This window comes from Tessaracoccus yangjingae (assembly GCF_054483935.1).
On sequence record NZ_CM137014.1, the window covers coordinates 1394530 to 1416468 of the forward strand.

The window sequence follows — 21939 nt, forward strand, 5'->3', positions numbered from 1 at the left end:
GGAGGCATGCAGCCACAGCGATTCGCCGCGGGACTGACCCCACTTCCGACGGCGGCGCGCGTGGCGCAGAAGCGCTCGGCCCTCCGCTGGCGCATCATCTCCACCGTCATCTCGCTGGCCATCCTGGCGGTGCTCGTCCTCACCATCGGGCGTGACTGGTCGCGGGAGTGGACCATCGCCCTGGTGGCCATCTGGGTGGCGTCGTCCGCCTTCTGGCTGGTCCTCTCCGTCGTCGGGCTGCAGCGCGCCAAGCGCGACCTCGGCCGCATCCAGGACGGCGTGGCCTTCTACTTCGACGCCTACGGGGTCGAGTTCGTCACCCCTCCCGCGCCGGCCGTCCCGTGGGACCGCGTCACCGCCCTCCGCCTCACCGGGGGGCTCTCGGGTGCTGGGCCGTCGATCATGTTGGAGGCCGACGGCGCCCCGGTCGGCAAGGTGCCCGCCAGCTTCGTCGACGCCAGCCCCGCGGTGATCGATTCGGCGGCCCGTGCCTACTCGCTCGGGCGCGTCGGTTTGGACGTCTCGGCGCTCGACAAGGTGCTCTGACCACAGGCCCGCGGGAGCTGACCCCGCCCTCCCTCGGGGCGCGCCGAGACGATAAGGTTGGGGCGACCCGAAGTCTCACCCAGAAAAGAGGCATCCATGCCCATTGCTACTCCCGAGATCTATGCCGAAATGCTCGATCGGGCCAAGGCGAACAAGTTCGCTTACCCGGCCATCAACATCACCTCATCGTCGACGGTGACCGCGGCCATCCAGGGGTTCGCGGAGGCTGGCTCTGACGGCATCATCCAGGTGTCCACCGGCGGCGCCGAGTACGCCTCCGGCGCCACCATCAAGGACAAGGTCACCGGCGCCGCCGCCCTCGCGGCCTACGCGCAGGAGGTGGCGAAGAACTACCCCATCCAGATCGCGCTGCACACGGACCACTGCCCCAAGGACAAGCTCGATTCGTTCGTGCGCCCGCTGCTGGCCATCTCGGCCGAGCGCGTGAAGAACGGCCAGCTGCCGCTGTTCCAGTCCCACATGTGGGACGGCTCCGCGGTGCCCATGGAGGAGAACCTGCAGATCGCTGACGAGCTGCTCGCCCTCACCAAGGCCGCCAACATCATCCTCGAGATCGAGGTGGGCGTCGTCGGTGGCGAAGAGGACGGGGTCTCCGCGGAGATCAACGACAAGCTCTACACCACCATCGAGGACGGCATGCGCACCATCGAGGTGCTCGGCCTGGGCGAGAAGGGCCGCTACATGACGGCCCTCACCTTCGGCAACGTGCACGGCGTGTACAAGCCGGGTGCGGTCAAGCTCCGCCCGTCGGTGCTCAAGGAGATCCAGGACGCCGTCGGCGCCAAGTACGGCAAGGACAAGCCGTTCGACCTGGTCTTCCACGGCGGCTCCGGCTCCACCGCCCAGGAGATCTCCGACGCGGTGGACTTCGGCGTCATCAAGATGAACGTCGACACGGACACGCAGTACGCCTACACCCGCCCCGTGGCCGGGCACATGTTCAGCAACTACGACGGCGTGCTGAAGGTCGACGGCGAGGTGGGCAACAAGAAGGCCTACGATCCCCGCGCGTGGGGCAAGCTGGCCGAGGCCGGCATGGCCGCCCGCATCGTCGAGGCCTGCCAGAACCTCCGCTCCGCCGGCACCACCATGGGCGCCAAGTGAGCTGACGCTCTGAGCTGACCGACGGCGAGTGGCCGGTCCCTCCGGGGGCCGGCCGCTCGCCGTCTGTGCTGTCCGCTACTTGAGCGAGGTGTAGGCGCCACCGTCGATGAGGCTGGTGAAGCCGAGGTCCTCCATGATGTCGATCGCGGCCGCGGAGCGGTTGCCCGAACGGCAGTAGACGACATAGGTGTCGTCCTTGGGCAGCTCGCCGACCCGGTCGGCGAAGTCGGGCGCCTGGACGTCGATGTTGAGGGCGCCCTCGATGTTGCCGGCCGCATACTCCTCGGGGGTACGCACGTCGATCACCGTCGCGCCCTCGGAGATGGCGGCGCGCGCGTCGTCGGCACCCGCGTCCGAACAGGCACTGAGCCCAAGGAGAGCGACGACGGCGAGGACCAGGGAGAAGAGGGTTCGAGTCAGGGTCATGCCCGCATTCTATACCCCCATGGGTATCGCTTCGTCACAGTTCGGTAACGACAGTGGCGCGCCCGGTGGTCCAATGATAGCGTTAGCATTCGTCGGGCTGGGCGCGAGAAGCCCGCCGATCCGGCAGGTACGAAGGAGTACGTGTGACCAAACTTCTGGAGCTGAAGAACGTCTCGAAGACGTTCCCCGGCGTCAAGGCGCTGAGCAACGTCCACCTGGATCTCAATGCGGGTGAAGTGCTCGGCCTGTGCGGTGAGAACGGCGCCGGCAAGTCGACACTGATGAAGATCCTCACCGGCATCTACACCCCGGATCCCGGGGCGGAGATCTGGCTGCAGGGCAAGCAGGTGGAGGTGCGCAACACCAACCACGCGCGTGACCTGGGCCTCAGCATCATCCACCAGGAGCTCAACATGGTTCCGGACCTCACCGTGGCCCAGAACCTGTTCCTCGGCCGGCCCGGCAGCCACAAGGGCGGCTACATCGACGACGCCAAGCTGAACAAGGACGCGGGGGAGCTGTTCGACCGGCTGGGCATGAGCCTCAACCCCAAGAGCTACGTGCGGGACCTCTCCGTGGCGCGTCAGCAGATGGTGGAGATCGCCCGAGCGCTGTCCTACGATTCGCGGATCCTCGTCATGGACGAGCCCACGGCGGCGCTCACGCTCGCGGAGACCGACGCGCTGTTCGTCATGATCCGGGACTTCATCACCCCCGAGACGGGCCTGATCTACATCTCGCACCGCATGCCGGAGATCGAGGAGATCACGGACCGGGTCTCGGTGCTGCGGGACGGCCAGTACATCGGCACCGTCACCACCAAGGAGGTCGAGATGCGCGAAATCATCTCGATGATGGTGGGCCGCGAGGTCTCCGGAGACGCCCGCCCGCGCACCACCAGGGTCTCCGACGAGGTGGTGCTCAAGGTGGAGGGCCTGAACACCAAGAAGCTCGTCCGCGACGTGGGCTTCGAGGTCCGCAAGGGAGAGGTGCTCGGCTTCGCCGGCCTCATGGGGGCGGGGCGCACCGAGGTGGCCCGGGCCATCTTCGGCGCGGACCCGCGCACCAGCGGCGAGATCACCGTCCACGGCCGCAAGGTGACCATCCGCACGGCCGCCGATGCGGTCCGCGCCGGCATCGGCTACCTCTCTGAGGACCGCAAGCAGTTCGGGGTTCTGCTGGATCAGGACGTCAAGGCCAACACGGCCATGGCGGCCATGAAGGACTTCCACATCGGTGGCTTCATCCTCGACGGCAAGATCAAGACCGTCGGCACCGAGTACTCCCAGAAGCTCAGGGTCAAGACCCCCAACGTCAACCAGTTGCTGGGCAAGCTCTCGGGCGGCAACCAGCAGAAGGTGGTCATCGCCAAGTGGCTCGTGCGCAACTGCGACGTGCTGATCTTCGACGAGCCCACCCGCGGCATCGACGTCGGCGCCAAGGAGGAGATCTACAACCTCATCGAGCAGCTGTCCGGCCAGGGAAAGGCCATCATCGTCATCTCGTCCGAGCTGCCTGAGGTGCTGCGCGTCTCGCACCGCATCGCCGTCATGGCGCACGGACACATCACGGGCTTCCTCGACAACGAGGACGCCTCCCAGGAAAACATCATGGAGCTCGCCACCGTCGGCAAGGCTCAGTTGAAAGGAACCGCAGCGTGAGCACTGACGCCGCCACCAAGGCCGCACCCGCCCAGCCCTCGCAGGTGCAGCAGTTCATCAAGTCGTCGCTTCAGCAGCTGTTCGTCTTCGCCGCGCTGATCGTCGTCTTCGTGTTCTTCATGATCTTCGCGCCCAACTTCAACGCAGGCGTGGTCATCCCCAACATCCTGCTCCAGGCAGCCGCCATCGGCACCATGGCGCTGGGGGCCACGTTCGTGATCGCCACCGGCGGCATCGACCTGTCGGTGGGCACCGGCATGACGTTCGCCGCGGTCATGGCGGGCGTGTTCATGTCGGCCGAGTTCATGAACCTGCCGCTGGGCATCGGCCTGCTGCTCACCATCGTGGTGGGCGCGGCGATGGGCCTGGTCAACGGCTTCCTGATCGCCTACCTACACATCCCGCCGTTCATTGCCACGCTGGCGATGATGATGGTGACTCGAGGCCTGTCGCTGATCATCTCCAACGCCTCCAGCATCAAGATCGCCAACCCGGACTACTCGGCCATCTCCAACGGCCGCCTGATCCCGTTCCTGTCGAACGCGGCCCTCATCTTCGTCATCCTCGGCATCATCGCCGCGGTCATCCTCGGCAAGACCCTGCTCGGGCGCTACGCCCTGGCCATCGGCTCAAACGAGGAGGCCACCAGGCTCTCCGGCATCAACGTCAAATTCTGGAAGGCCCTGGTCTACGTGACGGCCGGCATTTTCACGGCCTTCGGCGCCATCCTGTACTCGGGCCGCTTCGGCTTCGTCCAGCCCGCCGAGGGTCTGGGCATGGAGCTCCAGGTCATCGCCGCCGTGGTCATCGGCGGAACCTCCCTCTCCGGCGGCCGGGCCAACATCGTCGGCACCATGATGGGCGCCCTGCTCATGATGACGCTGACCGTCGGCCTCCAGATGATGGGCGTGGCCCAGCAGTGGCAGCTCGTCGTCACCGGCATCGTCGTCCTGCTGGCCGTCTACGCGGACATCCTGCGCCGTCAGCGCGCCTCCGCCGTCTAGCACCCGCGTCACACAACTTCATCCACATCACGGGAGGGCGGTCCTCCCAGAACCGAAAGGAAAACCGCCATGCGCATGCTGCGCTCCGCACTGGCAGTGTCGTCAGTGCTCGTCCTGGGCCTCACCGCCTGTTCCACCTCGTCCACCACCACCTCGTCGGCCCCTGCCCCGGCAGAGACCACCGCGAGCTCGTCCGCACCGGCCGAGTCCTCGGCCCCCGCGGAGTCGGGCGAGGTCCCCATGGGCGACGGGACCCAAACCATCTACCTCGTCTCCAAGGGCTTCCAGCACCGCTTCTGGCAGGCCGTCAAGCAGGGCGCCGAGGAGGCGGGCCAGGAGTACAACTACAAGATCGAGTTCGTCGGCCCCGAGAACGAGCAGGCCGTCACCCAGCAGCTCGACCAGCTCCGCACCGCCCTGCAGTCGGCCCCGGCCGCCATCGGCTTCGCCGCCCTCGACTCCGGTGCCGCGGGCCCCGTCCTCGCCGAGATCCAGGCCGCCAACATCCCGATCATCGCCTTCGACTCGGGCGTGGATTCCGACATCCCGCTGACCACCGTCTCCACCGACAACAAGGCAGCCGCTGCCGAGGCCGCCAAGAACATGGTGGAGCTGCTCGGCGGCACCGGCACCGTCGGCATGGTCTGCCACGACCAGACGTCGGCCACCGGCAAGCAGCGCTGCGAGGGCTTCCAGGAGTACATGGCCGCCAACGCGCCCGACATCAAGGTCCTCGACCCGCAGTACGCGGGTGAGGTGGGCCTCGCCGCCAACACCGCCAAGGCCCTCATCCAGGCCAACGCGGACATCACCGGCATCTACGGCTCCAACGAGGCCTCGGCCATCGGCGCGCTCCAGGGTGCCATCGAGTCCGGCAAGGAACTGACCGTCGTCGGCTTCGACTCCGGCAAGGCCCAGCTCGACGCCATCCGCAACGGCCAGCAGGCCGGCGCCATCACCCAGTCGCCCGTGAAGATGGGCTACGAGACCGTCGTCGCGGCCATCCGCGCCATCAACGGCGAAGAACTGCCGAAGATCATCGACTCCGGCTTCGCCTGGTACGACGCCAGCAACATCGACGATCCCGACATCGCCGCCAACCTCTACGAGTGAGTGATCCGGGGTGGGCCTTCGGGCCCACCCCGCCCCTCGTCGGGGCGTCCCGCCCCACCCTTTCTCCCGACGCAGCAGCTGCCCGGCCTGCTGCGCCCCCACACCGAGCCGGACACCAAGATTTCGCCACGTAACTGTTTCAAGAAGGTGTGTTTCCGTGACCAACTACCCCAAGATCGGCATCCGACCCATCATCGACGGGCGCCGCAACGGCGTCCGTGAGAGCCTCGAGGACCAGACCATGAACATGGCTCTGCGCGTCAAGGAGCTCTACGAGGCCGAGCTGCGCTACCCGGACGGCACCCCCGTCCAGGTGGTGATCGCCGACTCGACGATCGGCCGCGTGCCCGAGGCGCAGGCCACCGCGGAGAAGTTCAAGAGGGAGAACGTCGGGCTGACGCTCTCGGTCACACCCTGCTGGGCCTACGGCTCGGAGACCATCGACATGGACCGCGCCATGCCGCACGCCATCTGGGGCTTCAACGGCTCCGAGCGCCCCGGTGCGGTCTACCTGGCCGCGGCGCTGGCCGGGCACACCCAACTCGGCATCCCCGCCTTCGGCATCTACGGCGAAGAGGTCCGCGACGCCGACGACGACGCCATCCCCGACGACGTGCGCCAGCGGCTGCTGGACTACGCCGGCGCGGGCCTCGCCGTCGCGCTCATGAAGGGGAAGTCCTTCCTGTCCATCGGCGGCGTGTCCATGGGCATCGCCGGGTGCGTGGTGAAGGAGGAGTTCTGGAACTACTGGCTGGGCATGCGCAACGAGTACGTCGACATGGTGGAACTCGAGCGTCGCATCAAGCTCGGCATCTACGACGAGGCCGAATACGAGAAGGCCTACGCCTGGGTGCGCGAGAACCTGGTCCAGGGAGAGGACTTCAACCCCGAGGAGTGGCAGCGCTCCACCGAGGAACACGAGGAGTGGTGGGCCTACGTCACCAAGCTCGTGCTCATCGGCCGCGACCTGATGATCGGCAACCCGAAGCTGGCCGAGAAGGGCTTCGGCGAGGAGGCGCTCGGCCACGGCGCCCTCGTCTCCGGCTTCCAGGGCCAGCGCCAGTGGACCGACTACCTGCCCAACGGCGACCTCATGGAGACCCTGCTCAACACGCAGTTCGACTGGAACGGCAAGCGCCAGCCGCAGGTGATGGCCACGGAGAATGACAACCTCAACGGCGCGTCGATGCTGTTCAACTACCTGCTCACCAACCGTGCGCAGATCTTCTCCGACGTGCGCACCTACTGGAGCGCTGATGCCATCGAGCGCGTCACCGGGCACCGCCCCGAGGGCCGCGCGGCCGCCGGCATCATCGACCTGCGCAACTCCGGCGCCACCACCCTGGACGGCACGTTCGCCGCGAAGGACGCCGACGGCAACCCGTGCATCAAGCCCTGGTGGGATCTGACCGACGAGGACATCGCCGCGATGACCGAGGCCACCACCTTCCACCCGGCCAACACCGGCTACTTCCGCGGCGGCGGCTTCTCCACCCACTTCCGCTCCGCGGGAGAGGTGCCCGTCACCATGACCCGCGTCAACTGGGTGGACGGCCTGGGCCCGGTGCTCCAGCTCGCCGAGGGCTACACCGTCGAACTGCCCGACGAGGTGGCCAAGACCATCGAGCTGCGCACGGATCCGGGATGGCCCACCACGTGGTTCGTGCCCACCATCACCGGCGAGGGCGCCTTCACGTCCGTCTACGACGTCATGAACGCCTGGGGCTCCAACCACGGCGCGATCAGCTACGGCCACATCGGCCACCAGCTCATCACGCTTGCCTCCATGCTCCGCATCCCCGTGAACATGCACAACGTGTCGCGGGAGCGGATCTTCCGCCCGAAGAACTGGATGGGCTTCGGCACCGCCGATCTGGAGAGTGCCGACTACCGCGCCTGCGCGCAGTTCGGACCGCTCTACAACTGACCCCTCAGGCGCCCCCCTGCCTGAGGTTGTGACCCCGTCGCGCACCATACTGGGGCGCGACGGGGGCCGCACCCCTCATCCCTTGCCTGCATCTGGAGGACCCATCGTGAGACCCGTCACCGCGCTGGCCGTGGATCTCGGCTCGTCGTCGGGCCGCGTCATCGCCGGCACGTTCGCCGACGGCCGGGTCGAGGAGGTCGAGGTGCGGCGGTTCGCGCACGAGGCCACCATGCGGGGCGCCTACCTGGCCTGGGACCTCGACTTCATCTGGGCGGAGGTGGTCGCCGGGCTGCGCGACGCCGTCGCCCGCTTCCCGGACGCGGTCAGCGTCTCGGTGGACACGTGGGGCGTGGACTACGTGCCCGTCGACGGGGCGGGCCAGCCGGTCACCCCCGGGCGGGCCTACCGCGACGAGCGCACGGCCCGCACCCATGAGGCGTTCCGCCGTCGCCTGAGCGACGAGGCGGCCTGGGACGCCACCGGCATCGCGCCCGCCACCATCAACACTGCCAACCAGCTGTTTGCGTTCCTCGCTGAGGAGCCGGATGTCGCGGCGGGGGTGGAACAGATCCTCCTGCTGCCGGACTACTTCACGTACCTCCTCTCAGGCGAGAGGGGATGGTCGCGCTCGCACGCCTCGTCGACCGGCCTGACGCGGCCCGGCGCGCACGAGTTCAGCGACGAGGTGTTCGCCGCGCTGGGCATCCCGCGCTCCTGGGTGGGCGAGATCACCCGCGAGCACACCGTCGCGGGTCCCTGCACGGTTGAGGGGCTCGAGCAGCTCACCGTCGTGCGGGCCGGCGCGCACGACACCGCCTGCGCCGTCCACGCCCTTCAGCGCGATGCCGGCGACGAGTCCTACTTCCTGTCCTGCGGGTCCTGGTCCGTGCTGGGGGTGCTGCGCGACGAGCCGCTCATGTCGCGGCAGGCGTACCGGCTGGGCCTCACCAACGAGGCGCGCGCCGACGACGGCCTCCGCCCGCTGTTCAACATCACCGGCCTGTGGATCCTGCAGGAATGCCAGCGCGAGTGGCGCGCCACCGGCGGCGTCCACGACATCGTCGAGCTGATCGAGCTGGCCAGGGCCACGCCCTCGACCGGCCACCTGATCAACCCCGACGACCCGCAGTTCGCGCTCCCCGGAGGCATGGTGGGCAGGATCGCCGACGCGCTGCGCGCCCAGGGCGCCGACACCGCCGGTCTCGGCGAGGGCGCGGTGGTCCGCGTCATCCTCGAATCGCTCGCGGCCCGGTACGCGCGGGGTGTCGCCGACCTGTCCGCCCTGACCGGGAGCCCGGCGCGGCAGCTCAATCTCGTGGGCGGTGGGTCGCGCAACGCGCTCCTGTGCCAGCTCACGGCGGACGCCGTCGGAGTCCCGGTCGTCGCGGGGCCTGTGGAGGCGTCCGTCCTGGGTTCTCTCCTGGCGCAGCTCGAGATCATGGGCACCCTGGATGCTCAGGACCGCAACGCCGTCATCGCCGCCTCCGCGCGGACCCTGACGTACGAGCCGGCATGACCAGGCGGGGGGAGCGGGCCAATCTTCGCGACATCGCGGAGGCCGCGGGAGTGTCGATGCAGACGGCGTCGCGCGTGGTCCGCGGCGTCGACGTGGTGGCCGAGTCCACCCGCGTCCGCGTCCTCGCGGCCATCGAGGAGCTGAACTACCAGCCCAACATGGCGGCCCGATCGCTCTCGGCGCGCCGCACCGGCTCCATTCACATCATCGACGCGGTGCCACTCCTCCACGGCCACGCCACCACCTACGTCGTGATCTGCCAGCAGCTGGCGGCCCTGGGGTTGCACATCTCCACCTCCGTCATCAGGTCCGAGCTCGACGGGCTGGCGCTGCGCGAACTCGTGCCGGTGGGCGCGGACGGGGTGATCATCCTCGGTGGACGCTACGAGCCGGGGGAGTGGGTGCGCGTCGTCGCCTCCCGCCTGCCCACCGTGTACGTGGGCCAACTCAACGACCTGCCGGAGCATGTGGTGGGTGTCGCGGTGGACCACAGGATGGGCGCGCGGATGGCGGTCGAGCATCTGGTGTCGCGGGGGGCCTCGAATGTCGCGCACGTCGAGGGCCCCACCGAGTGGGTCGACGCGAGGCTGCGGTACGAGGGCTGCATCGCGGCCTGCGCCGCCGCGAACCTGGAGCCGCTGGTCCTGCCGGCCGGATCGTGGGACGCAGCGGCGGCCGCCCCATTGATGTCGCGGCTGGACGGGAGTGTGGATGCGATCTTCGCCGCCAACGACCACCTCGCGCTGGGATGCATGACGTCGCTGCAGATGGCCGGCCGGCGTGTGCCCGGGGACGTCAAGGTGGTGGGGTTCGACGACGCGTTGGGCGCGGAGTGGTTCCTGCCTCCTCTCACGACGGTGCGGCAGGACTTCCGCGCGGTGGGCGAGGCGGCCGTGGCCGCGCTGAACCTGCTCCTCAACGGCGATCCCGCCGAGTCGACCGTCATCACGCCCACCCTGGTGGTGCGCTCCAGCACCTGACCGGCTGCGGCGTCGGGCACCGTGCGCCCGCCGATCCAGCCACTGCCATGACCCGCCGGCAGCGCCCGCTCCGGCCCAGACTGAAGGAAGACCCATGCTCTACGGACCCATGACCCACCCGCAGCTCCTCGCCGCCCTCGGCCGCGCCGGCCACAGCTCGAAGGTGATCATCACGGACGGCAACTACCCTGCGTCGACCGGCGCCCCCGCCGCCGCGGAGCGGATCTACCTCAACCTCGCCCCCGGCCTGCTCACCGTCTCCGACATCCTCGAGGTGCTGAAGCGCACCATCCCCATCGAGCAGGCGGGCATCATGGTGCCGGCGCTGGACGCCAGGCCGGAGGAGAGGCCCGAGTCGATCCCCGCGCACGACGAGTACCGCGCGGCCCTCCCGGGCATCGAGGTGGTCGAGATCCCCCGGTGGGACTTCTACGACGTGGCGAAGTCCGAGGACGTGTCCGTGGTCATCGTGAGCGCGGACCAGCGGCTGTACGCGAACCTCATCCTCACCGTCGGGGTCCGCCAGCCGGGCGAGTAGGTCAGGGGATGCGCCTGGTCCACTCGTCGGAAGAGAACTTCGTGTCCACCAGGCGCTGCGCGGCGGCGAGCTCCGCCTCGGCGTATCCGCGGCGCTGGGTCGCGTAGCGGCCCTCGAAGTGGGTGAGGAACGACGAAATGATCTCGTCGCGGGGGAGGTGGGTCTGCGAGCGCAGTGGGTCCACCCGCTTGTTCGCGGACTTCGTCCCCTTGTCCGAGAGCTTCTCCCGGCCGATGCGCAGCACCTCGAGCATCTTGTCCGCGTCGATGTCGTAGGCCATCGTCACGTGGTGGACCACCACGCCGCCGGTCACCCGGCGCTGCGCCGCGCCGGCGATCTTGCCCTTGTCGGAGGCGATGTCGTTGAGCGGCACGTAGCGGGCGTTGACGCCCAGCTCGGCAAGGGCGCCCATCACCCACTGGTCCAGGAACTCGTAGCTGCGCTCGAAGCTGAGCCCCTCCACCAGCGACGCGGGCACGACGAGCGAGTAGGTCACGCAGTTGCCGGGCTCCATGAACATGGCCCCGCCGCCGGTGATGCGGCGCACCACATTGATGCCGTGGCGGGCCCGGCCCTCGTCGTCGATCTCGTTGCGATACGACTGGAACGATCCGATGACCACCAGCGGCTGGTCCCACTCCCAGATCCGCAGGCTGGGGTTGATCTCGCCGCGCGCCAGGCGGGCGGCGATCACCTCGTCCAGCGCCACGTGCATCCGTGGGTCCATCGAGACCGGGCCGATCACGTCGAAGGTGTGCTGCGACCAGTCGGTGGCGTGCCCGAGCGCGCGCCGCACCGCGATCCCCACCGCCTCCGGCGTGAAGCCGATCAGCGAGGCCGCCGGGTCCAGGCGGGCGAGGATGGCCGCGGCGAGATCCGCCACCGACGACGTGTCCGGCATGCCGAGCAGGGCGCCGTTGATGTCGTCGAGAGCCTCGTCGGGCTCGAGGAAGAAGTCCCCCGAGACCGCCGCCTCCGTGATCTGGCCGTCGTCGGACTCGACGTCGACCGCGACCAGCTTGCCGCCCGGAACCTTGTATTCACCACGCATGCCCACGACCCTAGCGGGGCACGGTCAGCGGGCTTGGATCAGCTCCACGATCTGGGTGGGGGTGGGTACACGGCCGTACGAGACCACGGCGCCGTCGATGACCAGGCCGGGCGTGGACATCACGCCGTGGGCCATGATGTCGGCGTAGTCGGTGACCTTCTCCACCTCCGCGTCGAGGCCGAGCCGGGTCAGGGCCTCGCGCACGTTCTTCTCCAGGGTGGTGCAGTTCCTGCAACCGGGGCCGAGGACCTTGATGAGCATGGTGTTCCTTCTGTTGTGGTCAGGAGAACAGGTTGAACGCGAAGCCGATGACCATGATGGCGATCGACACGTTGCCGAAGAACAGTGCGAGCAGCTTGGGCTTGAGCACCTGCTTGAGCAGGATGAACTCCGGCAGGGAGAGCGCGACGGTGGCCATCATGAAGGACATGACGGTGCCCAGCGCCATGCCCTTGCTCCAGAGGGCCTCGGCGATGGGGATGACCCCGGCCGCGTTGGCGTAGAGCGGCACGCCGGCCAGAGTGGCCAGGACGACGGCGAACGGGTTGTCCGGCCCGGCGTAGGTGGCGAAGAACTCGGTAGGCACCCAGCCGTGGATGAACGCGCCCACCCCGACGCCCACGAGGATCCACGTCCAGACCCGGCCGACGATGTCGCGGGTCTCCTCGAGGGCCGCCTCGACCCGCTCGTGCAGGGTCGGGCGACGGCCGTCGGCGTGGAGCACGGCGACGGGGGTCTTGAAGACGAAGTCGGCGACGAGGTGGTCCAGCCTGAGGCGGCTGTAGATGAAGCCCAGGCTGACGGCTGCGGTAAGCCCCGCGGCCACGTAGGCGATGGTGGTGGGGATCCCGAAGGTGTCTGCCAGCAGCACCACGGCCACCTCGTTGACCAGCGGCGACGCGATGAGGAACGTCAGCGTGACCGCCAGCGGGATGCCCGCGCCGACGAAGCCGATGAACAGCGGGATCGAACTGCAGGAGCAGAACGGCGTGATGGCACCGAACAGGGCGGCCAGCAGCAGCGAGAGCCACAGCGGCCTGCCCTCGAGGAACGTGCGCACCCGCTCGGGGCGCAGCGTGGTGCGGACCATGCCGATCACGAAGATCATGCCGATCAGCAGTAGGAGGATCTTCGAGGTGTCGTAGAGGAAGAAGTGCGCCGCGCCCGGGATGCGCTGCGCCAGGTCCAGCCCGAGGGCGCGCTCGAACAGTGCGTCCCAGAGGACCTCGTTGAGCGCGTAGACGCCTGCCCAGACGACGGCGGCCGCCGAAAGGGTGGCGACCAGGGCCCCGGTGGAGCGTGGGGTGAGTGTCGCGGGCACCGGTCAGCCTCTCAGCTCGCCGGGCAGAGCCGAGCGGACCAGCGCGGCGGCGCCGTCGGCCAGCGTGTAGTCGATCCAGCGGCCGCGACGGGTGCCGACGATCAGGCCGGCCTCGCGCAGCACCTTGAGGTGGTAGCTGAGCAGGTTGGGGGCGATGTCGATCGCTGCCTGGAGGTCACACACGCATTGGGTCGCCGACGACAGCCGCGACAGCACCCGCCACCTGACGGGGTCCGCCACGGCCTGGAGAACGGCCACGGCCCTGTCCTCGCGCAGAGACAGTTCGACGACGGTTGATTCAACCATGGTTGAACTGTAGACCCGCGGGCCCGCACGCCCCTTCCCGGGGTCGGTGAAGCTGAGTTCAGGGGGCGGGAACGGGTGCGGGGTCGGGCGCCGCGAGCAGGCGACGCACGCCGGCGCGGGCAAGCATCAGGACAAGGATCAGTGCGGTCACGGCGAAGAAGCCACCCAGCTTGACGCTGTCCTGGAACAGGAGGGCGATCAGCTCGAGCACCACGAACTTGCTGCTGATCAGAAGCCCCCAGAGGAGGAGCCCGGCGCCCACCCGTCCGACCGGTGTCGTCGCCGCCTTGAAACCTGCCTTGATCCGGTCCTTGAGCGCCACCACCCCTTCGAGCACCAGCTTGAGCACGACGGCGGTGACCAGGGACAGCGTGAACGTCTCGGTGATGACCGCGGGCATGTACTCGACCGCGAGGTTGAGCACCACCACGTAGACGAACACGTCCACCACGTCCGCGGCGGATACCCACTGGCGCCGGGGGGCCACAGAGCTGCTCATGGGCTCATCCTAGGCTCGCCACCCGGGACGGGGGGAAGCGAGGAGGCCGGTGGCTGTCGTAGCCTTGTGCCGGCGGTCACCGGGATCGGGCGGAGCGTCCGCCACCGCGTCGGAGGGTCACATGAAGCAGCACCTGGAGCAGTACCTGCGCAGCCTCAACCCGGTTGGCGTCGCGATGGGCGCACTACTGCTGGCGCTGTCCCTGACGCCGTCGCTCCTGCCGCGGCCCGCGGTCCTGCAGGGCGTGGGCTCCGGCATCGTGTTCGGGATCGGGTACCTGTTCGGAGTGGTGCTGGCGCTCCTGGGGGCCCGGCTGACCCGGTGGCGCCCGCCGCAGGAGTGGGTGCGGTGGGCCCGGCTGGTGGGCTGGCCCCTGTACGGCACGATCCTCCTCGCGGGGATGATAGGCGGAGTCGCGGCTCAGAACGAGGTGCGGCGACTCGTCGAGTTGCCTCCACAGGACAACGTCAACATCCTCGGCTTCGTGGTGGCGTTGGCCCTGGCCAGCCTGGCGAGCCTCGGCCTCGGGCGCCTGGTGCGTTCGGCGTGGCGCCGGACACTGGCGCGGATGGTGGAGGGGGGCAGCACGCCCGCCGTCGCCCTCAAGCGTGCGGTCCTGCGCTCGGCGGTGGCGTCGGTGCTGATCGTCGCCCTCCTGGGCATCGGATTCTTCGGGCTGCTCAACGTGGCCTACCGGGGTATCAACGGCCGGCCTGCGGAGGGCCTGGCGGCTCCGGATTTCGCGGAACGTTCGGGCGGGCCGGGCTCCGAGGTGTCGTTCGACGAGCTGGGGCGCCAGGGTGGGGACTTCGTGACCGGCGGCCCGACGGCCGACGAGATCAGCGCGATCACGGGCCAGCCCGCGATGACGCCGGTGCGCGTGTATGTCGGTGTGGGTGCCGGCGGCACGCTGGCGGACCGGGTGGCCACCGCCGTCCGGGAGCTCGTGCGCACCGGCGGCTTCGAGCGCGAGGTGCTCGTGGTCGCGGCCACCACCGGATCGGGCTGGGTGGAGCCTCAGGGGGTGGATTCGGTCGAATACCTCCACTCGGGCGACACGGCGACGGTGGCGCTCCAGTACGCCTACACCCCCAGCTTCGTCTCCGCGGTCACCGCGCCGGAGCTCACCGTCGAGACGGCGTCGGCGCTGTTCACCGGGGTGCGGGGTCACTGGCTCACCCTGCCGGAGGGCGAGCGTCCCAAGCTGGTGGTCTACGGGCTCAGCCTGGGCGCCCAGGGGCTGATGAACGCGTTCGGCAGCGTGGACGCGCTCACCGAACGCACCGACGGGGCGCTCCTCGTCGGCCCCACCTACGCCACCCCGTTGTGGCACGAGCTGCAGGATGCGCGTGACGCGGGCTCGCCGCCGTGGCAGCCCGTCCTCGACGAGGGGGAGAGCGTGCGGTGGGCGTCGCAGTCGGGTGACCTCGACAAGCTCCCCGGCGCATGGTCGGAGCCCCGGGTGGCCATCCTCCAGCACGCGACGGACCCCATCACCTGGCTGGGCCCGGAGCTGATCTGGCAGCGCCCCGAATGGTTGACCGAGGGCGGCCGCGCGCCGGACGTGAGCCCGCACATGCGCTGGATCCCGGTGGTGACCGCGGTCCAGGTGTTCCTGGACATGATGGTGAGCGTCGACGTCCCCGCCCGCCACGGCCATGCCTTCGGTGACGTCATGATCGACGGCTGGGTCGCGGTCACGGGCGACGGCGGCCTCGACCAGGCGACGATCGCGGAGATCCGTGCCGTCATCGAGGACTACTGGGTGATCAAGCCCGTCAACGTCTGAGCCAGGATCGCCAGCGAGGTGACGGCGAGCAACGCCGCGAAGCCCAGACCCAGACTCCGAGCCGGGAGGCGCCGGCCCACCTTGCCGCCGATGATCGCGCCCGCCGCGGCCAACACGCTGAACGATCCGATGAGCCACCAGTCGACCTCGATCTCCACCGTGAGCCGCGTGGCCAGCGCCACCAGCGAGTTGAGCACGATGACCAGCAGTGATGTGGCCACGGCCCGCTGCATCGTGAAGCCGAGCGCGATCACCAGAGCAGGCACGATCGCGAACCCACCTCCGACGCCGAAGAAGCCGGTGAGCAGACCCACCCCGGTGGCCGTCGCCGCCACCAGACCTACCTGGGGCCAGTTGATCCGGAACGGGTTGGTCTCTGTCATCGGGAGCACCGCCCGGGGCGCGGCGGCAGAGCGGCGGAGGAACTTCCTCGCCATCACCACCGCGACGACGAGCAGCAGCCCTGCGAACATCGCCATGAGCACGTAGCCCGGCATCCGCATCGACAGGAGCGACCCGCCGACGGCCCCGGCCGTCCCCAGGGCGGCGAACGCCACACCCTCTGCGGGACGCACGAAGCCCGCACGCCAGTGACCGATCAGCCCTGCGCTGGCCGTGACGCTGACCACGATCAGCGAGCCCACCATCGCCGCGCTCGGCGGCTGGTCGGCCAGGTAGACCAGCACGGGCACGGTGACGATGGCGCCGCCACCGCCGAGGGCGCCCATGATGAGCCCCACCGCGACGGCGAGTGGCGCTATCCACCAGGTCATCGGCTGCCCGCGTCCGCCCCATGAAGGCGCGCGGACACCGGAAGCCCAGCCGAGATCCAGCCCATGGTCCCTCCGCGGACGGAGATCGCCTGTCGTCCTGCCGCGGCCAGGGCTCGGGCTCCGGTCATCGACCGGCGTCCGCTGCGGCAGACCACGTACACGGTCCGGCCGGCCGGCACCTCGTCGACGCGCGAGGCCACCTCGCCCAAGGGGATGAGGACGGCCGAGGGTACATGGCCCTCGGCGTACTCGTCGGGCTCCCGAACGTCGAGGATGTACTCGCCGCGCTTCCATGCCGCGTGCAGGTCGGAGACGGTGCACTCGGTGACTTCGTCGGCGTTCACTGGGCACTCACCAGCGGGAGCCCGTTCTTCGCGGCGTTGTCGAAGCTGTCGTTGACGGTGACCACTCTCCGTCCGGCAGCTTCGAGGATCGAGCCGGCGATGGAGGACCGGTAGCCGCTCTGGCAGTGCACCCAGATCTCGCCGTGAGGCGCCTCGTCGATTCGGGTGAGCAGGTCGTGCAGCGGGATGTTCGCCGCGCCGTCGATGTGGGCCCTGGAGTATTCCGACGCGCGACGCACGTCGAGGATCTCGACGGCGCGGTGGTGCCGCACCTGGCTCAGGTCGCCGAAGTCAGCCTGCTGGAGCTTCGCCACCTCGTCGGTCCACTCCTCAGGCTTGCCGTGGGCGCTGGCGGCGATGTGCTCGATGCCGATGCGGACCAGCTCACGCTGGGCGTCGGCAACCTGCTCCCTGGACTCACCGAGCAGGGTGAGGGGGGTTCCCCAGGGGATCATCCAGCCCAGGTAGGTGGAGAGCTGGCCGTCGATGCCGAAGTTGAAGGACCCGGGCACGTGGCCTGCCGCGTAGGCGTTCCGGTTGCGCAGGTCCACCACCCACTCGCCCTTCTCCAGCCGGGCGCGGATCTCCTCCTTGTCGGCGTGGGTGGGCTCCGAGAGATCGGGGACGCCAGGTCCGGAGGAGTTGGCCGGCGCCATGTGGGCGTAGTACGCGGGGTACACGTCCAGCCCGGCGAGGATCTCCTCGATCCACTCCGCCTCGTCCTGCGTGAGGACCGGATTGATCCGCTTCTCGCGGCCGATGGTGGACTCGGTTCCGTCGGTCTGGGTGGCGGCGCAGAAGCTGCCGAAGCCGTGCGTGGGGAGGACCTCTGTGGCATCGGGGAGTTCGGTGGCGAGGCGCTGCGCCGAGTTGTACTGGTGACGCACCAGCTCGTGCTTGTGGGCCTCGCCGAGCAGGTCCGGGCGGCCCGTGGCGCCGAACAGGAGCGAGCCGCCGCTGAAGACCGCCTGGCCCATGGCGTCGTCGTCGTCCGCGGTGGGGTCGAACAGCACGTACGAGAGGTGCGTGTAGGTGTGGCCGGGGGTGGCGAGGGCCTTCACCGACATGGTGGGGCTGATCTCGACCACCTGGGTGTCGACGATGGGGGAGCGCTCGAACTGCACCGTGTCCTCGGCGTTGACGTAGTAGTCCGCGCCGCGTTCCCTGGCCAGGGCGAGGCCGCCGGTGACGTAGTCGTTGTGGATGTGGGTCTCGAAGACGGCCTTGAGCTGCACGCCCTCGTCGTCGAGGATCCGGGTCACGCGGTCGATGTCGCGCTGCGGGTCGACGACGAACGCCACCTCGCCGTCGTGCACGAGGTAGCTGCGGTCTCCGAGGGTGGGGGTCGCAATGGTGATGATTGTGGCCATGGGTCATTCCTTCGTTTTGAAGAAGTATATACCCCCGGGGGTATATTGCGTCGAGCCTTCGCGAACCCCCCGTCGGTCGTGCGGGGCGGGTGGGGTCAGGGGAGGGTCGTCGTCCCGTGGACTTCCTTCCAGTCCGAGATGAACGCGTCGACGGCGTCCTCGATCATCGGCGCCGACAAAGCCTGGCGCAGCAACTTCGGCGAAAGCGTGACCGCGTGGGCGCCCGCCTCCAGCGCGTGCGAGACCTGCGAGATGTTCTTGAAGCTCGCCGCCATGATCTTGCTGGGCGCGTCGAACCGGTCGATGAAGCTGGCCAGGGCGCTGAGGGTGCCGCGGGTGTCGATGTCCAGGCTCTGCATCCGGTTGTAGTACGGCGCAAGGTAGTCCACGCCGGTGGCGACGGCGAGGAAGCCCTGGGTCTTGGAGTAGATCGCTGTCGCGGTGACCTTGACACCCTCCTCCTTGAGCGTGCGCATGGCCTGGATGCCGGCCTCGGTGGTGGGGATCTTGGGGTAGACGTTGGCGTCGATCTTGTCGAGCAGCCGGTGCGCCTCGTCGATCATGCCCTGCGCGTCCTTCGCCAGCACCTGCACGTGGAGGGTCCGGTTGGGGCCGATGATCGAGCGGATCTGCTTGAGGTGGGCGTAGAAGTCGATCTGGCCCTCCTTCTTCAGGATCGAGGGGTTGGTGGTGACACCGGTGACGGGGTAGATGGGCGTGAGTCGCTCGATGTCGTCGAGGTTGGCGGTGTCGAACAGGATGTCCATGGGAGCCTTTCGGGAAAGCGTGAGGGCGGGGCCCTGCGCCTATTCCAGCACCGGCGGGTCGTGGGCGGGATGATTCCGGGGGGATCGGAGCAGATGCCCATGCGGCACTACCGCCGGTCGTGCTCGGGCGGAACAATGGGTGAAGACCAGCGTGCGCGCCGAGCCGGCGCTGCTGCTACTCAGAGAAGAGGTGTCCTCATGGCGGGCGACGAGGCGACGGCTGAGGCGGACGGCCAGGGGTCCGAGCGGCGTCGCGGGCGGGTCTGGATGGCTGTGGCCGGCGGACTGATCCTCGCCGCGGTCGCGATCCCGCTGGGGTATCAGGCGCTGCGGGGCCCGGATGGCGCGGTCCCAGGCGACACGCCCGGCGCGAGCTCCACCGTTTCGGGCTCGGTGGCGCCGGTGGACCCGACCCCGTCGGCCACAGCACCCTCCCCGTCCTTGGCGCCCCCCGCCGGCCCGGGCGGGAACCCGTGCCCGGGGATCGCCGAGGAGTCGCGTGAGGCTGGGATCCAGTTCACACCGTTCGACGGCAACCTCCCCGCCGGAGCCACAAGCGCGTGGCTGTGCGGTGACCCCAACGAGGGCCTCACGTCCACAGGCGGCCCGGCCGAGGCGCTGACCGAGGGTGTGGATGAGCTGGTGGCCGCGTTCAACGGCCTCGAGCCGCTGCCACAGGATGTGGCGTGCACCATGGAGTATCGGATGACCTACGTGGTGGTGGTCGACTATTCGGACGGGTCCAAGCGGTTGACCGGAGAGCTGCACGGCTGCCGGACGGTGAGCGACGGCGAGCGCCGGCTCGCCGGAGCGGACGGGTTCCTGGCCACGATCCTCGGGATGTGGGAGGACCAACGAGCTGGTCGGGAGGCTCCGGCGGAGGTGCCGGAGGTGTGCCCGCCGCTCACCACGCTTGTACCGACTACCCCGGACGCGGTGCTCAGTGGTTTCGTGTGCTCCCGTGACTTCGCCGACATCCGGATCCTGCAGGAGGTCCCTGATGATCTGTTGGCGCGGATGATCGACTCGTTGACGACGGACGTGGGCGGTGAGGTGCCAGGGATGGGCATCGATGACCGCGGCGCCTTCGTCCTCGTCGACGGCTGGGGCTCGACGATGTCGCTGGTGCCGCTGCACGACGGCTATTTCGCCGTGGATCCGGGCCACCTCGACGTGTTCACCTACTGGAAGCCGCCCGTCGATCTGGTGCGGGACCTGCACGCCTTCCTCGGCCCTGTGCCCTCTCCCACCCGGTGATTGCGACGCTTCCGGCCCCTGGCGGGCTTCGCTGCGGGGACCGAGTTGAGCCGGACACGGCTCTCGGGAAGGAGCCTTGAGCCGGACACGGCATTCGAAGCTCGGATTACTCCATTTGAACGTGCAAGTCTGCCACGACACCCAGATCCGGCTCGTTGGGGGCCCGCGAGAGCCGTGTCCGGCTCAACCCCGTCCCCGGCCAGGGCAGGAAGCCGGTCTGAGTGCGCTATTCGGCGGGCGCGGCGGGGTCCTCGACGACGGCGAGGAAGATCGGCCAGCGCGTCCGGGTGTCCAGCACGCGCATGATGTAGGGCCTGTCCACCCGGAGTTCCGCGTCGTAGGCCGGCATCCCGGTGCCGACGGCACCCTCGGTGAGCACGGCCCCGACGGTGCCCTTCGGGCTGACCGTCAAGGTCACCTGCTGCACGAGTTGGCCCAACGTTCCGCCGGGCACGATGCGGCTCAGATCAGTCAGGTCGATGCCCGCCGCGGCGACAGGCTCGAGCAGGTCCCACGTCTGCTTCTGGTCCGACTGCGGCATCACCACGGACACCTGCATCTCCGTTGACGCCTCAAGCCCCTCCGCGACGGCCACCAGGTCCTCGACGGTGAGCTCGCCGGGAGCCAACCCCGGGGAGGGGAGGATCACGTCCATCGCCAGCACGTCGTCGTACGGCAGGCGGACCGCCGCCCACCGGGACCCCTCCGTAAACCGCGCCCGGACGGTCTCCGTCATCCCCGGCACCTCCGTCGGTGCTCCGCCGCTGGGCGTGAACGGCACCGGCCACTCGCTGGTGAACGGGGTGCGCCAGGCTGCGGCGAACAACACCGCGTCCTGCAGTACCAACTGCAGGTCAGGGGTCACCGCGATGGCGGACCTCTCGATCAACCCAGCGGTGTGCTTCTTCGCCCACGCGTCCAGCACGGCCTTCGCGTCGTCCCGCGACACCCTCTGCACGCCGGAGTCGTAGAAGCGGGACAGCCTGTCGAGAAACTCCTCCTCCACGATCGCCTCGTCAAGGATCACCACCTGCGACGCCTGATGCACGACCGGATCCTCCGGCGGCTCCTTCCTGTCCACGCGCTCGGGCAGTGAGTCGTACGCCGCCAGCGCCTGCCGCAACGCCGCGACGGCACTGGATCGCTCGTCGCCCGCCAGGCCGATGGTCGAGGCCAGCGACGACGCGCTCACCCCGTTCGCCCCCTCGCCGAGCATGGCAATGGCCGACATGAGCGAACTGGGCCCCAGGACGCGGTTGCCGGACGTCCCGGCTAACAGACCCCAGGCCAGTGCCTCCGTCGCGGCGGACGCGGTGGGCGCCCCGGACGTGTCCAGCGGGAACTCCTCCGGCGCCACGGTGCTGCGGAGTTCGGCCGGTGCCGCCTCGGCGCAGGCGGACAGTGGAATGGCAAGGGCCGCGAGTCCCGCGGCGGCCAAGAGTGATCGACGGCTGGGCATCGCTGGCCTCCTTCCCTCCAGCGTAGATCCGCCTCCCTCGAAGGGGAGCGGACGAGACCGAATCGTGACGCCGTGAGCAGATGCTCAGCATTTCGGCACCCCGCCATCGAAACCGATCCGAAGGGCATAGGGTGGTCACATCGAAACCACTTCGGAAGTCAACGGCA

Annotated in this window: 22 protein-coding genes; 11 read left to right on the forward strand and 11 right to left on the reverse strand. The window is 69.1% G+C overall.

Translation table 11 applies throughout. The features are described from left to right. Positions 1–6 precede the first annotated feature (6 nt). The gene (locus tag ACX1D3_RS05930; RefSeq protein WP_458996062.1) at positions 7–546 is read left to right on the forward strand and encodes a hypothetical protein; all 540 of its coding nucleotides are present in this window, start codon (positions 7–9) and stop codon (positions 544–546) included. Positions 547–642: 96 nt separating this feature from the next. After that, positions 643–1671 carry a class II fructose-bisphosphate aldolase gene (gene fbaA, locus ACX1D3_RS05935; protein ID WP_458996063.1) on the forward strand — a complete coding sequence of 343 codons (1029 nt, stop codon included), beginning with the start codon at positions 643–645 and terminating at the stop codon, positions 1669–1671. Between the two features lie 75 nt (positions 1672–1746). Here fbaA and ACX1D3_RS05940 read toward each other — a convergent pair whose 3' ends face one another. After that, entirely contained in the window at positions 1747–2097 is a 351-nt protein-coding gene (locus ACX1D3_RS05940; protein ID WP_458996064.1) for a rhodanese-like domain-containing protein, read from the reverse strand. A 143-nt stretch (positions 2098–2240) separates the two neighbouring features. Here ACX1D3_RS05940 and ACX1D3_RS05945 point away from each other — a divergent pair, with 143 nt between their 5' ends. The 7 genes from ACX1D3_RS05945 (at position 2241) to ACX1D3_RS05975 (ending at position 10836) form a co-directional block, all read left to right on the forward strand. Further along, positions 2241–3758, forward strand: coding sequence for a sugar ABC transporter ATP-binding protein (locus ACX1D3_RS05945; RefSeq protein WP_458996065.1), 1518 nt, complete (start codon positions 2241–2243; stop codon positions 3756–3758). Continuing rightward, positions 3755–4762, forward strand: coding sequence for an ABC transporter permease (locus ACX1D3_RS05950; RefSeq protein ID WP_458996066.1), 1008 nt, complete (start codon positions 3755–3757; stop codon positions 4760–4762). Before ACX1D3_RS05945 ends, ACX1D3_RS05950 begins: the two co-directional genes overlap by 4 nt. Positions 4763–4831: 69 nt before the next feature. Further along, a complete protein-coding gene (locus ACX1D3_RS05955; protein ID WP_458996067.1) occupies positions 4832–5875 on the forward strand; it encodes an ABC transporter substrate-binding protein in 1044 nt (347 codons plus the stop codon). A gap of 157 nt (positions 5876–6032) precedes the next feature. Continuing rightward, the gene (locus ACX1D3_RS05960) at positions 6033–7802 is read left to right on the forward strand and encodes an L-fucose isomerase (RefSeq protein ID WP_458996068.1); all 1770 of its coding nucleotides are present in this window, start codon (positions 6033–6035) and stop codon (positions 7800–7802) included. 106 nt (positions 7803–7908) lie between these two features. Beyond that, a complete protein-coding gene (locus ACX1D3_RS05965; RefSeq protein ID WP_458996069.1) occupies positions 7909–9318 on the forward strand; it encodes a rhamnulokinase in 1410 nt (469 codons plus the stop codon). After that, positions 9315–10298, forward strand: a complete 984-nt coding sequence (locus ACX1D3_RS05970; RefSeq protein ID WP_458996070.1) for a LacI family DNA-binding transcriptional regulator — start codon at positions 9315–9317, stop codon at positions 10296–10298. The genes ACX1D3_RS05965 and ACX1D3_RS05970 overlap by 4 nt, the downstream gene beginning before the upstream one ends. Positions 10299–10392: 94 nt before the next feature. After that, positions 10393–10836: an RbsD/FucU family protein gene (locus tag ACX1D3_RS05975; RefSeq protein ID WP_458996071.1), complete on the forward strand. Its 444-nt coding sequence runs from the start codon at positions 10393–10395 to the stop codon at positions 10834–10836. 1 nt (position 10837) lies between these two features. Here the strand turns inward: ACX1D3_RS05975 and lplAB are convergent, their stop codons facing one another. From lplAB to ACX1D3_RS06000, 5 genes are read right to left on the reverse strand one after another with little or no spacing between them, the layout of a single operon-like run. Continuing rightward, the gene (gene lplAB, locus ACX1D3_RS05980) at positions 10838–11887 is read right to left on the reverse strand and encodes a lipoate-protein ligase LplAB (protein ID WP_458996072.1); all 1050 of its coding nucleotides are present in this window, start codon (positions 11885–11887) and stop codon (positions 10838–10840) included. Positions 11888–11911: 24 nt separating this feature from the next. Then, complete coding sequence (locus tag ACX1D3_RS05985; RefSeq protein WP_458996073.1) at positions 11912–12148, reverse strand: thioredoxin family protein; 237 nt, start codon at positions 12146–12148, stop codon at positions 11912–11914. A 19-nt stretch (positions 12149–12167) separates the two neighbouring features. Next, positions 12168–13208, reverse strand: a complete 1041-nt coding sequence (locus ACX1D3_RS05990; RefSeq protein ID WP_458996074.1) for a permease — start codon at positions 13206–13208, stop codon at positions 12168–12170. A gap of 3 nt (positions 13209–13211) precedes the next feature. Next, positions 13212–13514 carry an ArsR/SmtB family transcription factor gene (locus ACX1D3_RS05995; RefSeq protein ID WP_458996075.1) on the reverse strand — a complete coding sequence of 101 codons (303 nt, stop codon included), beginning with the start codon at positions 13512–13514 and terminating at the stop codon, positions 13212–13214. 58 nt (positions 13515–13572) lie between these two features. Beyond that, entirely contained in the window at positions 13573–14013 is a 441-nt protein-coding gene (locus ACX1D3_RS06000; protein ID WP_458996076.1) for a hypothetical protein, read from the reverse strand. Between the two features lie 121 nt (positions 14014–14134). On the opposite strand from ACX1D3_RS06000, the gene ACX1D3_RS06005 reads away from it, so the two are divergent. Continuing rightward, positions 14135–15802, forward strand: a complete 1668-nt coding sequence (locus ACX1D3_RS06005; RefSeq protein WP_458996077.1) for an alpha/beta hydrolase — start codon at positions 14135–14137, stop codon at positions 15800–15802. Here ACX1D3_RS06005 and ACX1D3_RS06010 read toward each other — a convergent pair. The 4 genes from ACX1D3_RS06010 to ACX1D3_RS06025 form a co-directional block, all read right to left on the reverse strand. Continuing rightward, the gene (locus ACX1D3_RS06010; RefSeq protein ID WP_458996078.1) at positions 15772–16575 is read right to left on the reverse strand and encodes a sulfite exporter TauE/SafE family protein; all 804 of its coding nucleotides are present in this window, start codon (positions 16573–16575) and stop codon (positions 15772–15774) included. The two genes, ACX1D3_RS06005 and ACX1D3_RS06010, sit on opposite strands and share 31 nt — an antisense overlap. Beyond that, positions 16572–16919, reverse strand: coding sequence for a rhodanese-like domain-containing protein (locus ACX1D3_RS06015; protein ID WP_458996079.1), 348 nt, complete (start codon positions 16917–16919; stop codon positions 16572–16574). Before ACX1D3_RS06015 ends, ACX1D3_RS06010 begins: the two co-directional genes overlap by 4 nt. Next, a complete protein-coding gene (locus ACX1D3_RS06020; RefSeq protein ID WP_458996080.1) occupies positions 16916–18289 on the reverse strand; it encodes a rhodanese-like domain-containing protein in 1374 nt (457 codons plus the stop codon). Before ACX1D3_RS06020 ends, ACX1D3_RS06015 begins: the two co-directional genes overlap by 4 nt. A 95-nt stretch (positions 18290–18384) precedes the next feature. Further along, the gene (locus tag ACX1D3_RS06025) at positions 18385–19056 is read right to left on the reverse strand and encodes a fructose-6-phosphate aldolase (RefSeq protein ID WP_458996081.1); all 672 of its coding nucleotides are present in this window, start codon (positions 19054–19056) and stop codon (positions 18385–18387) included. A 198-nt stretch (positions 19057–19254) separates the two neighbouring features. Here ACX1D3_RS06025 and ACX1D3_RS06030 point away from each other — a divergent pair, with 198 nt between their 5' ends. Further along, positions 19255–20313 (forward strand): hypothetical protein, encoded by a 1059-nt coding sequence (locus ACX1D3_RS06030; protein ID WP_458996082.1) that lies wholly within the window; start codon positions 19255–19257, stop codon positions 20311–20313. Positions 20314–20539: 226 nt separating this feature from the next. Here the strand turns inward: ACX1D3_RS06030 and ACX1D3_RS06035 are convergent, their stop codons facing one another. Further along, on the reverse strand, positions 20540–21772 hold the full coding sequence (locus ACX1D3_RS06035) for a serpin family protein (protein ID WP_458996083.1): 1233 nt from the start codon (positions 21770–21772) through the stop codon (positions 20540–20542). Between the last annotated feature and the right edge of the window lie 167 nt (positions 21773–21939).